Origin of the sequence: Streptomyces sp. NPDC005263 (genome assembly GCF_042872365.1) — a bacterium.
In the GTDB taxonomy this organism is placed as follows: domain Bacteria; phylum Actinomycetota; class Actinomycetes; order Streptomycetales; family Streptomycetaceae; genus Streptomyces.
Genome location: NZ_JBIAKJ010000006.1, coordinates 525,531 through 539,735, shown reverse-complemented (window position 1 = coordinate 539,735; position 14,205 = coordinate 525,531). Strand labels below are relative to the sequence as shown.

Genomic DNA, 14,205 nt, shown 5'->3' with positions numbered 1-14,205 from the left:
TCAGTCCTGGGGCGTCGACGAGCGGCGTACCGACCCGGGCAGTCGCAGTCGCCGTACCGCCGACCGCAGCTCGGCGCTCCGTGCGGCGGCCGTGCTCCGGGCGGCCATCGCCCGCACCGGGGCGAGCCGCGCCGACAGACCCTGCCCGCCGGACGCCACCTCCGGGTCCACCGCCGGGGCCACCGCGGTGTCCAGCACCGCGTCAAGGAGCGGATCCGCCGCCGGGCCGGTCGCCGGGACCGCGCTCGCGTCCGCCATCGGCCCCGTCGACGAGGCCGCCGCCGCCCGGGTCCGCGCGTCCGCCGTCCACACCGCGAGCTCCCGGTCACGTGGGCCGTGGGCCGTGTGCGGCTCGCCGTCGCCGAAGACATGGACCGGGTGGGAGTCGTCCCAGGGCTGCCAGCCCGGGTCGCCGTCCGTGGCGAAGCGCACCCACGCCCCGTGCATGGCGTCGGCCAGGTCGCGCGGGGCACCGGAGCCGGCGAGCTTGGCGGACTCGGGGGTCTCCCCGGTGTCGAAGACGAAGCCCAGCTCCAGGGCGTGGCAGGAGCCGAGGCCGGGCAGCAGGGAGGGCCAGGCGAACTCGTAGACGTACGTGTGGTCGGGGCGGGCGTCGGCCAGGCGGTGCAGCGGAAGGCGCAGCAGATGGTCGGTGACCATCTGGCCGACGATCTCGGCGGGACGGGCCTGCGGGTGCAGTCCCCGGTAGCCGCGAGGCACCTCGGGACCGCAGTGACAGCGGGCCATGGCGCCGCCCAGCGCGACCGCGCCGAGCCTGTCCACGCGCTCCAGGAGCCCGCCCGGGACCAGCCACAGCCGGTACTCCTCGCGGGTCCAGCCCACCATCAGGTCGACGTCCCGCGCCACGTCCCCCTCGACGAGGGCGGCGAGGGGATCGCGCGGCACGAGGTCGCCGTCGACGACGATCCCGAAGGCGGGGCCGCCGACCACCGGACTGCTGAGCCTGCCGACCTCGGCCTGGGTGCGCAGCAGCAGCTCGCGGTCCACCTCGGCGAAGGCGGCGGCGGTGGCGGGGACCCGCAGTCTGGTCGCCATGCGGCGCACCATCCGCCGTACCTTGTCCCGGTCGCTCACCTCGGGCGGCCCGCTCTGCAGGACGGCCCGCCGGAACAGGCCGCCGGCCTGCGGTGCCGCGAGCAGGGCGCCGGCGCTGATCGCCCCGGCGGACTGACCGGCCAGGGTGACCCGGTCGGGGTCGCCGCCGAAGGCCGCGATCGACGCGCGCACCCAGCGCAGCGCGGCGAGCTGGTCGCGCAGGCCGGGGTTGGCGGGGACGTCCGGGAAGAGGCCGTAGCCCTCCACGCCGAGCCGGTAGTTGACCGACACGAGGACGACACCGTCACGGGCGAAGGAGTGCCCGTCGTACACGGGGACGGCCGACGAGCCCCGGGTCAGGGCGCCGCCGTGCAGCCACACCAGCACCGGGAGCCGGGCTCCGGGGCCCGGCTCGGGTGTCCACACGTTCAGGTTGAGGCAGTCGTCGCCCGGCACCACCGGGTCGGACAGGTACTGCGCGAAGGCGTCCGAGTACGGCGGTTTCGGTGCCGTCGGCCCGAAGGCGCCCGCGTCGCGCACGCCGTCCCAGGGCTCGGGCTCCTCCGGCGGCCGGAACCGCCGGGGGCCGAAGGGCGGGGCCGCGTACGGGATGCCCCGGAACACCGCGACGCCGCTCTCGTACCGGCCGCGCACCGCGCCGTACGGCGTCCTGACCACTGGGTCCGTCTGGTCCGCTGCCGTCATTCGCCCACCAGCCTCCCGTGCCGCACTTCTGCACCGTGAACATCAGAGCACCACAGGTGTCCCAGGTATTCCGGCCCGCGAGGGAGGTCGTGCGGCTGTTCGAGGGATATGACTCACGGAGGGTACACGACGTGCGCGGTCGCGTACCCTCCGTGACGGCTACTTCGCGTACATCAGGGTGCCGAATCCGAGCTGGTCGTAGCCGCCGCTGGTGGAGCCGTAGTCCCCGCCGCCGCCCTCCGGGGCGACGGAGAAGCACATCTGGGAGATGTACTTGTCGTCCAGGCCGATGCGCCGGTTGTAGTGGTAGTGGAGCATCGCCCACACCGGGCGGGCCTGGCCGCGCGAGTCGGCGGAGATCACCGTCTGGGACGACTGGGCGCAGCTCTGTCCGGTGCCCCAGGTGTAGGTGGTGAAGGGCACGTCGTTGCCCAGGTTGTACTTGGCGACGTACTGGGCGGCCTTCATGAACCTCCGGCTGTCGTAGGAGTACAGGTCGTCGCCCTGGTTCCAGGCCATCTCGCAGATCGCGCCCATCTGGCCCATGCCCATCATGGTGTGGCCCTGGTCGCGGCCGGACTCCTGCCACTGGCCGAGGTCGTAACCGTCGACGTTGCCGTAGAGGAACGGCACCGCGTGCTGGATGGAGCCGTTGCCCGCGCCGGACTTGAAGTAGGTGACGGCCTGGTCGTACTTGGCGGAGTCCTCGTTGAGGATGCCGATGGCGAGGACCGAGGCCATGTTGCACAGGTCCCAGTTCGCCCAGTAGTTGGTGATGCAGGCGTCGTTGTGGCCGGTGAGGAACTGGTTGTTGAGGGGGTAGAAGACCCTGGCCATCATGTCCTGGAAGCGGGCGAGGTCGAAGCCGCTGTAGCCCCGCATGAGTTCGGCGGCGTTGGCGAACTGCCAGCCGTAGATGCCGGCGGCGAGGAACCGGTCGGCGTTGCCGGTGACGGTCGTCAGGGTCGAGGACCAGGCGTTGAGGATGTTCGCGGCGCACTGCGCGTTCGCCTCGGTGCCGCCGACCTGCCAGCGCAGGGCGTTCTGGTAGGCGGCGGCGATGTCGTTGTAGAGGAGGGTGTAGTTCTCCCCGGTGCCGCCGCGGATGATCGTCGCGGTGGCCCGGGGTGTCCAGGTGGACTGGGAGTGGGGGTTGGCGGTCAGCTTGTTCCAGCCGGACAGCCAGGGGTCGTCGCCCGCGGCGACCCTGACCTTCGCCCGGTTGATGTCGCCCCCGTTGTGCAGCATGCCGGGGTGGGTCCAGGTCGCCGGTGCCGCGTCCGCCGTGGTGGCGGACGCGGCACCCAGGGCGACGGCGGCGGTGAGGCCACCGGCGGTCTTCAGCAGACCGCGGCGGCTCATCCGGGTGTGCGGGAGGTGCTCGTGGGGGGAAGTGCGGCTCATCGTGTGCGTCCAATCCGTGGGGGATCAGGTCGGGGTGATGCTCACCTCGTCGAACTCCGAGGTGCTCAGGGCCGTTTGGTCGCGGGAGCAGACCACCAGGCCCACGTGATAGGGGGCGTCACCGAACAGGGGGACCGAGCCCGCGGCGAGGGAGGTCCAGGTGGCGCCGTCGTCCGATGAGACGGCCGCGGCGAAGGTGGTCCCGGTGCGCTTCAGCCGGAGCAGCAGCGGCAGGGCCACGGTCGCGGTGCCGGAGAAGGCGGAGGCGCCCGCCACGGTGGGCCGCAGCATGAGCTGCGCGGTCGTCCCGCCGGTGACGATCACTCCGGCCGCCTGGTCGAAGGGTGACAGTGACTTGGTCATCAGCAGCCCCACCCGGTCGGCGGTGGCCCCGGTGCGGGAGACCAGCCGTGCGGTGACCGTGCAGTCGCCGGTGACGGGCCGGCGGACGAACTGCCCGGTCATTCCCTGGTTGTTGACGGTGAGGTCGCTTCCGGCGCCCCGGACCACGAACGTTCCGTCCTGGTGGGCGGTGCTGCCCGGGGTGCGGACGGCGACCACCCCGAGCGTCCCGTAGTCCCGGTCGTCGAGGACGACGTCGCCGAGGTCCGAGTACGACCAGGGGGCGGGCGGCGGTGTGCCGACCGTGAGGGTGAGGGTGCCGGTGGTGTCGCCGGCCGCGTTGCCGGTGCCGGTCGTGACGGTGAACTCGCCGCTCGTGGTGGGTGTTCCGGAGATCAGGCCGGTGCGGGTGTCGACGCGCAGCCCGTCGGGCAGGCCGCTCGCGGCGAACCGGATCGGCTCGTGGGTGGCCCGCAGCAACTGCCGGAACGGGACGCCCTGGTTGGCGAACGCCGTGCCGGCGGAGGTGAGTTGGGGCAAAGACGGTGCGGGCATGACGGCCGTCGCGGGTTCCGAGCGCGGGCCGCGTCCGGCGGTGTTGGTCTTCGCGACGGCGTAGTAGTACGTCGTCCCGGGGGTGCCGGTGGCGTCCGCGTACCGGATGCGGGTGCCGAACCCGACCGGGCCGACGCCGGTCGCCAGGGTCCGGTAGGGGCCGTGGGCGTCGGTGGCGCGCAGCACCTGGTAGCGGGCGCAGAGGTCGGGGTCGGTCCAGGTCAGCTCGACGGCGTCGGCCCCGCCGCTCGCCGTCAGGTCGCCGGCCGTGCGGGTGGGTTTCGCCACCGACCAGACCTCGCCGGACGCCGATGTCACGCTGACGTTGTCGAAGGCACCGGTGCCGGTGTCGGCGTACTCCTGGTCGACGCCGAGGCATGAGGTGAGGACCAGACCGGCGTACGCGGTGCTCCCCAACTCGACCTCGCTGGTGCCGACCTCGGTCCAGCGGATGCCGTCCGGGGAGATGGCGCCGGTACAGCGGCGGCCCTTGCGGGTCACCCGTACCCAGTAGGGCGCGCGCAGCCGGTAGCCGTCGCCCGCGCCCTCCACGTACGGCGCCTCGATCGGGGTCGCCGACGCGGGCAGTGCGCCCAGGCTGGAGATCGGGAAGGCGGCGGAGGTGGTGATGGCCTGTTGCTGGGTGGGCGGTACGGGGGTGCTGCCGGTGCCGGAGATCTCCGCTCCGGGGGCGGGCCGTACCGACCACACCCCGCTCCAGGTGTGCAGCGGCAGCCCCTGGACGAGCATGGCGGCGTGCGCGGCGTCCGCGTCGAGGGAGGCGCGGACGGTGACGCCGATCTTGGAGTACTGCGAGCTGAGCGGCCACACGATCCGCGCGGTGACCGTGCCGTCGCCGCGCAGCGGCAGCTGGGCGACGCGGTAGGTGTCGGCGGTGCCGGACGCCTCCAGCACGAACCGCTCACCGTCGAAGACCGCGGATCCGGGGATCCGTACGTCCCCGAGGTCGCGGGTGGACCAGGGCCCCGGGAGCCCGGCGGTCGCGGCGGCGGGGGGAGAATCGCCGCTGCTGCCTTGGGAGTTCACGGCGTTCACCGTGTAGTGGTACGTCTGCCCGGCGCCCGCTCGGCGGTCCGTGTACGTGGGTGTGTCGAGGCCGGTGGCGAGCTGCTCGTACGGTCCCTCGGGGCGGGTGGCCCGGCGGACGGTGTAGGTGCTCGCCCAGGCGGAGGGGAGCCAGGCCACGGTGACGGACGTGCCGTCGCCGGTCGCGGTGACTCCGCTCGGCGGCGTGGGCACGGTCGGCGCGGGCGCCTGGGTGCCGGCGTAGGTGAAGGTGCCCCAGCTGGGCAGGTCGTCGTTGCTGCCCTCGACGAGGCGGGCCCCGCCGGTGCCGCGGAAGACGGCCGCCTTCGTGTACGGGGTGTCGAGGCCGCGTACGCCGGCGTAGTGGGCGTACGCCATCTCGTAGATCGGGGGCAGGGTGCCACGTCCGGTGGCCGAGACGGTCGTCTTGATGTACTTGCCGGTGCGGTCGAGGTCGGGGACGAAGGGGACGTCGCCGCCGAGGTTGTAGCGGGCGGCGTACTCGAAGTTCGCGAGGATCCGCTGGCTGTCGTACCCCCACAGGTCGACGCCCTGGTTCCAGGCGACCTGGGCGATGTCGCCGGTCAGGCCGACCGCGAGCTGCTCGTGGCCCTGGTCGCGGCCGCTCTCCTGTCCCTGGCCCGCGTCGGTGACGATGCGGTGGGCGACGCTGCCGTTGCCGGCTCCGGCGGCGGCGAAGCGCAGGGCGTCCTCGAAGAGGGTGGGCTGCTCGCAGAACACGCCGATGGCGAGGATGGTCTGAAGTGCCGTCAGGTCCCAGTTGCCGTTGGCGTACAGCATGTAGCCGGACACGGCCGGGTACCAGACGTCCAGGAAGGACGCCTCGCAGCGGGCGATGTCCTCGTCCGTCCACCCGTCGTAGTCGCTGTGCCGCAGCAGTTCGGCCGCGTTGACGAACTTGAACGCCTGCAGTCCGGCGCCGAGCGGGCCGTCCGCGCCGGTGACCTTGGTCAGCGAGGCGGACCAGGCGTTGAGGATGTCGCGGGCCTTGTCGGCGTGGGCCCGGTTTCCGTTGGCGCACCACATCAGGGCGTTCTGGTAGGCGGCGGCCGAGTCGGCGACCGCCTGGTTCTGGAAGTTGCTGGGACCACGGCCCCAGGAGGTGATCTGCCCGGTGTTCTGGATCGCGTACGTCGGCTGGGAGCGCGCGTGCGCCGCGAGCGCCAGGTAGCCGTCGTACACCGGGGATTCCTTCGCGGCGACCGCGGCCTTCATCCGGGCGAGGTCGGCGGCGCTGTGCAGCAGGCCGGGGTGGGTGAAGGTGCGGGAGCCGGTGTGCTGTGCGGCGGCGGCCCGGGCGGTGCCGGGCGCGAGCAGTCCGCTCGCGCCCGCCACCAGCAGGAGGGCCGCCGTGCCGCCGAGGAAGCCGCGGCGGCTCGGAGCTGGGGTGATCATGACGCGGCGGCCGCCTCGGCCTCGGCGGTGGTGAGGAACCTCAGGTTCGTCACGTGCTCGTTGGAGAACCACTGGACGGCGTCGGTGGTGTAGTACCAGCTCGGCTTCTTCATCGAGTCCGCGACGACCACGCCGTTGATCACCAGGTTCTCGAAGGTGACGTCGGTGATGGCGTGGTCCGCGTCGTAGCCGAGGAACAGCGACGGGTTGGCGTGGGTGCCGGTGTAGCTGAGGTTCTTGACGTAGACGTCCTCGATGCCGCGGCCCACCGAGGTGTTGTACTTCGGGTTGAACATCACCTTCATGTAGATGACCTGGCCCCAGCGGAAGTCCTCGATGCGGACGTCCTCGATGCGGACGTTCTTGATGAGGTTGGAGTCGCCGGGGTTGAGGGCGATGCAGCCCTGGTAGTTCATCTGGGGCTCACGGTGGTCGAGGACGTCGATGTTCTTGATGACCAGGTTCTCGAGCGTCTCGGGGGCGTCGGTGTTGCCGTGTGTGCCGACGTTGATCGGGTGCGCGACGTCGGCCCACAGAGTGCAGTTCTGGATGGTGATGTCGCGGGTGTCGCCGTAGTAGTCCCAGCGGTGGCAGTAGATCGCGAAGCAGTCGTCGGAGTTGCGCATGAAGCAGCCGTCGAAGACGATCCCGGTCGAGGAGAAGACGTCGAAGCCGTCGCCGTTGCCCTTGGAGCTGAACGACCGTGCCTTCTTGACGTGGACGTTCTCGCTCATGCCGAAGGTGCCCGCGTAGCCGTTCGGGTTCATGATGATGACGTCCTCGACGCGGATGTTCTTGCTGCCCTCGCAGAGGATCCCGCCGGGGCCTGCGGTGAGCATGCCGTGGCCGGTGAGGGCGGCCTTCTCCACGTTCTTGAAGAACACCTGGGCCTTCAGGACCGCGCCGCCCGCCAGGTACACGGTCTTGCCGCTGGGGACGGTGAGGACGTTCCCGGTGACGGTGTGGGTGCCGGGGCCGAAGTAGAGGACGTCCGGGTCGTCGGCGGACGGCGGGTTCGGGTCGATGTGGTTGGTGATGACGTGCAGGCAGTCGAAGATCTCGTCGTTGATCTGCACGACCACGTCACGCGGCTCGTCGAGGGTGAAGCGCAGGGTGTCGCCGAGGAGTTCGGGCTTGATGCCCAGGGCGTCCGGCCGCACCCGGGCCTTGGTGGTGCCGCCCTTGACGTAGGTCACCTCGATCTCGACGGAGCCCTGGAAGTCGAAGTACACCAGCGAGGAGTTGTAGACCTTGCCGGACCCGGTCGTGGGGTTGATCTCCTCCAGCTGGGGCCGCCAGAGGTCCAGGGTCTGCCAGTCCCCGTCGGGGGCGGTGCGCACCCTCACCTTGAAGCTGGTGTTCGTGGGCATGTCCGCCGGTCGCGGGTACGTCACCAGCTTCGGCGCGGCGGGGGCGCCCGCCTCGTCGGCGCGGGCCGTAGAGGCCGTCAGGCCGGTGAGGCCGGCGGCGAGCACGGTGGCGCCCGCCGCCTGGAGGGCGGTACGGCGGGACAGGGGCGTGGTCATACGTGACTCCTTGCAACAGGTCGGTAGAAGGGACTACTTGAGTCCGGTCGTGGACATCCCCGCGACGAAACCGCGCTGGGCGATCAGGAAGATCAGCAGGATCGGGACGACGTACATCACGGACCCGGCGGCCGCCAGGTTGTTGACGGGCAGCCCGCCGTCCGTCACGTAGGAGGTCATGATGGCGACCGAGAGCGTCGTACGGTCGCTGGACAGCAGCAGCATGGGCGCGATGAAGTCGCCCCAGGTCCAGGTGAAGGCGATCACGAAGCTCGCGGCCAGCACCGGCCAGGACTGCGGCAGGAAGATCCGCCAGAAGATCCCGCCGTAGCCGCAGCCGTCGACGATCGCGGCCTCCTCCAGCTCCCGGGGCAGCCCGGCGAAGAACTGCCGGAACAGGAAGACCAGATACGGGGCCGCCGACAGCCCCCACAGCACCCAGGGCCAGTAGGTGTCGACCATGCCGACCTTGGCGAAGATGAGGTACGTCGGGAAGAGAGTGATCATCTGCGGCAGCATCATCGAGCCGAGCAGGACGCCGAACAGCACCTTCTTGCCGGGGGCGTCCAGTCGGGCGAAGCCGAAGCCGACCCAGGCGGAGCTGAGGGTGACGAGGGTGGCGTAGATCAGCGCGATGATGAGGGAGTTGCGGGCGTATCCGAGGAAGTCGATGTCGGTGAAGGCGTCGGCGAAGTTGTGCCACTGGATCCTGTCGGGCAGCCAGTGCACCGGGGAGGCGGCGAGTTCGGGTGTGGTCTTCAGGCCCGTGATGACCAGCCAGCCGAAGGGGCCGACCAGCAGACCGGTGACCGCGACAAGCACGGTGTAGAGGACGAGGCGGGACGCGCGCACCCGCACCCGGAAGGCGGGGGCGAGGTGCTCGGGGGGCACGGTGGCGGTGGCGGTCGTGGCGGTCACTTCTTCGCCTCCGGGTCGACGTTGTAGAACACCACACCGGAGGTGAGCCTGAAGATCAGACCGGTCACGATGAGGATCAGGACGAAGAGCACCCACAGGAGCGCGGAGGCGTAGCCGTAGCGGCCGAGCGCGAAGTACTCCGCGAACACGTGCATCATGTACATGTAGTTGGTCTGCGGGATCGCGGTGACGCCGGCCGGGGTGGGGTTGGGCGCGATCAGCAGCGGCATGATCGTCTGCACCGAGGCGATCATTCCGGTCACGGCCTGGAACAGCAGCACCGGCGACAGCAGTGGCACGGTGATGCTGCGGAAGGTCCGCCAGGCGCTCGCACCGTCGATCCGGGCCGCCTCGTGCAGCTCGCGGGGCACGTCCTGGAGCCCGGCCAGGGAGATGATCATGACGTTTCCGGCACCCCACAGCACCGCCATCAGGATCACGTAGCGGGCGTAGGGGTCGTCCAGCCAGGCGACGGCGTCGATGCCGAAGAGGTTGAGGACGCCGTTGGCGGCACCGGAGTCTCGGTTGAAGAGCGTCTTGAAGACGAGGCCCGCGCCGACCGGCGGCACCACGGCCGGCAGATAGAGCAGGGTGCGCCACAGCCCGCGGGCCCTGATCGGGCGGTTGACCAGGACCGCGAGGCCGAGTCCGGCGACGATCGACAGCGGTACCGAGGTGAGGGCGAACACGCCGGCCCGGCTCAGCGAGTCCCAGGTCACCGGGTCGGACAGCAGTTCACGGTAGTTGTCGAACCCGACGTAGCTCCAGTGCGGGGAGATCCCGTCGAAGGTGGTGAAGCTCAGCCATAGCGCGTACGCCATCGGTCCGACGGTCAGCAGCAGGAAACCGACGATCCAGGGCGAGGTGAACAGATAGAACGCCCGGTGCCGGCGGGCGGTCATGGAGGTCCGGGGCAGCCCTGGGGAGCGGACCGCACCGGTGCGGGTGGCGGGCCGGGGCCGCCGCACGCTCTCCGAGATCTGACTGACCGTCATCCCACCTGCTCCTTACCGCGCTTCAGCTGTTCGTTGACCGACGAGTTGAGGCGTCCCGCGAGGGTGTCGACGGAGATCCGGCCGTTCATCGCGGCCGGCATGACCTGGTTGAGGAGGGCTTCGAGCGCGTCCCACTTGGCGTAGGGAGTGAACGGGGTCACCGAGAAGTGCTTCAACTCGGCCTCCTGCACCCGAAAGACGCGTTTTTGGTACTCCTCCTTCTGCGGCATCAGCGGGCGCAGCGACTTCAGCGTCGGGATCCCCCAGCCGCCCGCCGCGCGGGCCTTGGCCGGTCCCTCGCCGAAGAACCACTCGAAGACCCGCCAGGCGGCGTCCTTGTTCCGTGCCTTCTTCGGCATCCACATGCCCGTGCCCGCCTGGCAGGGACTGAGCCGCGGGCCGCCCTCGAAGACGGGAGCGGGAGCGAGACGGGACACCTCCGCGATCTTGGGCTCGGCGTTGATCATGCCGCCCAGCCAGTAGCCGCTGCCCGACATGGCCATCCGGTTCGCGACGTAGGTGGGCCCGTCCCAGGAATCCGGGTTGGGCTGGATGAGGCTCGGCCCAACTCTGGCCTTGGCGTAGTCCACGTACCAGGTCAGGGCCCTGCGGGCCTCGGGGGTGGTGAAGTCGACCCGGGTGAAGTCCTCGGAGAAGATGTTTCCGCCGGCGGCGGCGACCAGGTTGGTCAGCAGGATGACGATGTTCACGCCGTTGTAGCTGCCGCCGTAGACGGTGGTCTGGCCGTTCTTCCGCTCGACCAGTCGCCCGGCCTTCTCCAGCCATTCCTCGTAGGTGATCGGATCGGTCTCGGCGGGGTAGTCCACGCCCGCCCGGTCGAACTGCGCGGTGTTGTACCAGTACATGGCGTCCTGGGAGAAGTCCTTCGCCATGCCGTAGCGGGGGCCCTTGCCCTGGGCGGCGCCGTCGTACCGCCACAGGTCGTTGACCGGGTCGAGGTCCTCGACCCGGAGAACGGTGGACTTGGCGAAGTACGGGTCCAGGTCCTCGGCGACACCCCTGGCCGCGTAGAACGGCGCGTCCAGGGCGCCGACACCGCGCACCAGGTCCGGCGGGTTGCCGCTGGTGAGCATCGCGATCAGGCGGGTGATGTCGTCCTGCACCACGGTGATCCTGATGCCGAGTTCCTGCTGGGCCTGCTGGATCAGCTCCGGGGCGATGTCGTCGAGCTTGGCCATCACCGTGATGCTCTCCCCGCCGCCGGTCGCGGCGCCGGCCACCTGCAGGGCGCAGCCGCTCAGCGCTGACGCACCGGCCGCGGCACCTCCCGCCGACAGGGCGAGGAATCGGCGGCGGCCCATCGAAGCACCGACACGAGGGCGCATGAACGCACCACCTCTCACTTCCTTGTTCGACATGTCGACCCGAGATCATGTCGACCCGAGATCGAACCGGCACCGCGCTGCGGCGGACAACCGGTTGTCAGGCAGTGGGGCAGAGCTTCTTCCTGTCCGGAAACCGCGTCAAGAGCCTTGACGAACTTTCGAAAAGACTGTGTAACCTCGACGTCTGGCCGAATGGTGGAGCTGAGCCGGTGACCCGCGCTCTGATCTGCGAAGGCAACGGTGACCGAGACAGTGGTCCCGGGTGAAACCATTACGGGAACCGGTTGCCGAGCGGTTGTCGACCGGTTGTCGACCGGTTGTCGAACCGCTTGCCGGTCCGACGCCACCAAGCGCTCCGGGGCACCCACGGATCCCCCGTCAGCGATTTCGCGACATCCGGACCCTGGACGGCCGCCAGCCGGACCAGACCCCGACCGACTCCCCCGCCCATCCTGCCGATTGACCGCCCGTCTCCGCCAGATCTACGGTAGAAGGCGCTTTCAGAAAATGTTTCCACCCCGTGCGTCAGGAGAGACATGCCCAGCCCTCAGCCCCCCAGGGCCGTGTTCGCGATGGATCCGGTGCACCTCCCCCTGCTGTTCCCCCCGCCCCTCATGACCCGGTTGACCAAGGCGGCCGCACTCGATCCCGCGCTCGTCGTGCGGGACTTCGCCGATCCCGCCGCGGCCGACGCCCTGGCCGACGCCGAGGTGCTGATCACCGGCTGGGGCTGTCCCCGCCTGGACACCGGCGTCCTCGCCACGGCGCCCCGCCTTCGCACCGTCCTGCACGCCGCCGGCTCGGTCCGCTCGCTGGTCGGCGAGGCCCTGTGGGCGCGCGGCATCACCGTCTCCAGCGCGGTCACCGGCAACGCCCTGCCGGTCGCCGAGTACACCCTCGCGATGATCCTGCTCGCCGGGAAGGACACCTTCACCCACCGGGAGCGCTTCCGCGCCGACCACACCTACCCGCGGCCCTCCGAGACGGCGGCCATCGGCAACGTCGGCCGCCGGATCGGCGTCATCGGCGCCTCCCGGGTGGGCCGCAGGCTCCTGGAGCTGCTGCGGCCCTTCGACTTCTCGGTCCTGCTGCACGACCCCTACGTCAGCCCCGCCGAGGCCGCCGCCCTGGGCGCCGAACTCCTGCCGCTGGAGGACCTGCTCGCGCAGAGCGACATCGTGAGTCTGCACGCCCCGGACATCCCCGAGACCTACCGCATGCTCGACGCCGGGCGGCTGGCCCTCATCCGGGACGGCGGCGTCCTCGTGAACACCTCCCGGGGCGCCCTGATCGACCCCGACGCCCTCACCGGGGAGCTGGTCTCCGGCCGGCTGCACGCGATCCTCGACGTCACCGAACCCGAGCCGCTGCCCGCCAACTCCCCGCTCTACCGACTGCCCAACGTCTTCCTCACCCCGCACATCGCCGGCTCGCTCGGCAACGAACTGGAGCGCCTCGGCCGCATCGTCGTCGAGGAACTGGAACGCCTGGTCGCGGGCCTGCCACCGGCCCACGAGGTACGCCACGCCGACCTGGCGCGGGTCGCGTGAGGGCGGTGCCGACCGGCCCGCGCACCCGGGGGAAACAACCGGAAACAATGGGATACGGTTTCAGTACCGGCGTGGACCAGCGGACGCCCCGCAGCCTCCGGCAGGGTCCAAGAGGTTCCCCGCACTGCCTGTCCACCCGGTCCACCCGGCACTCCCGCCCCCCCGGCGAGTCGGCCGCAACGGTGAAGGAGCCGCAACGGTGAGTCAGCGCAGGGCGTCCGGCGACGCCGGACGGGCCACCATCCGCGATGTCGCCGAACAGGCGGGCGTCTCGGTCGCGAGCGTGTCGCGCGTCCTGTCGGGCAACTACCCCGTCTCGGAGGACCTGCGCCGCCGGGTGATGAAGGTGGTCGGCGACCTGGACTACGTCACCAACGCGCACGCCCGCTCCCTCGCCGGCGGCGGTACACCGACCGTCGCCATCCTCATCAACAACATCACCGGCGCCGCGTTCGCCCATGTCGCCAAGGGCGTCGAGAGCGCAGCCACCCTGCGCGGCTGGCTCTCCCTGGTAGGCACCACCGGCGACGACCCCGAACGGGAACTCGCGCTGGTGAACCTGATGCGCCAGCAGGGCGTGGCCGCGGTGGTCCTGCTCGGCGGCGCCTACGACTACGACGAGTACCAGTTGCGCATGGCCCGCTTCGCCCGCTCACTGGACGCGGCCGGCTCACACCTGGTGCTGGTAGGACGACCGCCCCTGGAGGGCGACGTGCCCGCGACCACGGTCGACTACGACAACGAGGGCGGCGCCTACGCGATGGCCAGCCATCTCCTGTCGGCCGGCCACCGCAAGGTCCTGGTCCTGCCCGGTCACGCCGAACTCACCACCGCGCAGGGCCGTTTGAGAGGCGCCCGGCGGGCCTTCGAGGCATACGGTGTGCCCTTCGAGCCGGACATGGTGCGGCACGGCCCCTACGACGACGAGCACGGATACCAGGCGGTCGAGGAGAGCCTGCGTGAGGGCCTGGACTTCACGGCGGTACTGGCCGGCACCGACGTGGTCGCCGCGGGCGCGGCCCAGGCGCTGCGCGCGGCGGGCCTGCGGGTGCCCGAGGACGTCTCGATCGTCGGCTACGACGACATCCCGCTGGCCTCCCAGCTGACCCCCCAACTCACCACCGTGCACGTGCCGTACGAGGAGATGGGCCGGGTGGCCCTGCGTGCCGTCGCCGACCGGCGCGAGGGCGGCGGGGGCCGCCGCAAGGGCATCGACGGGGACCATCTGGTGCTGGGCACCCATGTCGTCGTGCGGGACTCCGTCCGGCCGCCCGCCCCGCGTGGGTGACCTGGCGAGCTCCATGCAGATCGTTTCGTAAACGTTTTCCCGAAGTTTTTGACGATG

The 14,205-nt window shown here is 70.7% G+C and carries 9 protein-coding genes; 2 read left to right on the top strand and 7 right to left on the bottom strand.

Annotated elements, in window-relative coordinates; genetic code table 11:
• The 7 genes from ACFYRY_RS28330 to ACFYRY_RS28300 all read right to left on the bottom strand — a co-directional run bounded on the left by ACFYRY_RS28330 (position 1) and on the right by ACFYRY_RS28300 (position 11,310).
• Complete coding sequence (locus ACFYRY_RS28330) at positions 1-1,761, bottom strand: carboxylesterase/lipase family protein (protein ID WP_389151463.1); 1,761 nt, start codon at positions 1,759-1,761, stop codon at positions 1-3.
• A 159-nt stretch (positions 1,762-1,920) separates the two neighbouring features.
• Positions 1,921-3,165 carry an alginate lyase family protein gene (locus ACFYRY_RS28325; RefSeq protein ID WP_389151460.1) on the bottom strand — a complete coding sequence of 415 codons (1,245 nt, stop codon included), beginning with the start codon at positions 3,163-3,165 and terminating at the stop codon, positions 1,921-1,923.
• Positions 3,166-3,189: 24 nt separating this feature from the next.
• Entirely contained in the window at positions 3,190-6,525 is a 3,336-nt protein-coding gene (locus tag ACFYRY_RS28320) for an alginate lyase family protein (protein ID WP_389151457.1), read from the bottom strand.
• Entirely contained in the window at positions 6,522-8,051 is a 1,530-nt protein-coding gene (locus ACFYRY_RS28315; RefSeq protein ID WP_389151454.1) for a glycosyl hydrolase family 28 protein, read from the bottom strand. Before ACFYRY_RS28315 ends, ACFYRY_RS28320 begins: the two co-directional genes overlap by 4 nt.
• 33 nt (positions 8,052-8,084) lie before the next feature.
• Positions 8,085-8,969 (bottom strand): carbohydrate ABC transporter permease, encoded by an 885-nt coding sequence (locus ACFYRY_RS28310; RefSeq protein ID WP_389151451.1) that lies wholly within the window; start codon positions 8,967-8,969, stop codon positions 8,085-8,087.
• Positions 8,966-9,964, bottom strand: a complete 999-nt coding sequence (locus tag ACFYRY_RS28305; RefSeq protein ID WP_389151448.1) for a carbohydrate ABC transporter permease — start codon at positions 9,962-9,964, stop codon at positions 8,966-8,968. The genes ACFYRY_RS28310 and ACFYRY_RS28305 overlap by 4 nt, the downstream gene beginning before the upstream one ends.
• Positions 9,961-11,310, bottom strand: coding sequence for an extracellular solute-binding protein (locus ACFYRY_RS28300; protein ID WP_389151445.1), 1,350 nt, complete (start codon positions 11,308-11,310; stop codon positions 9,961-9,963). Before ACFYRY_RS28300 ends, ACFYRY_RS28305 begins: the two co-directional genes overlap by 4 nt.
• Before the next feature lie 536 nt (positions 11,311-11,846).
• Between ACFYRY_RS28300 and ACFYRY_RS28295 the strand changes: the two genes are divergently transcribed.
• Positions 11,847-12,860, top strand: a complete 1,014-nt coding sequence (locus tag ACFYRY_RS28295) for a hydroxyacid dehydrogenase (RefSeq protein ID WP_389151442.1) — start codon at positions 11,847-11,849, stop codon at positions 12,858-12,860.
• A 199-nt stretch (positions 12,861-13,059) separates the two neighbouring features.
• The gene (locus tag ACFYRY_RS28290; protein WP_389151439.1) at positions 13,060-14,148 is read left to right on the top strand and encodes a LacI family DNA-binding transcriptional regulator; all 1,089 of its coding nucleotides are present in this window, start codon (positions 13,060-13,062) and stop codon (positions 14,146-14,148) included.
• Positions 14,149-14,205: the final 57 nt, after the last annotated feature.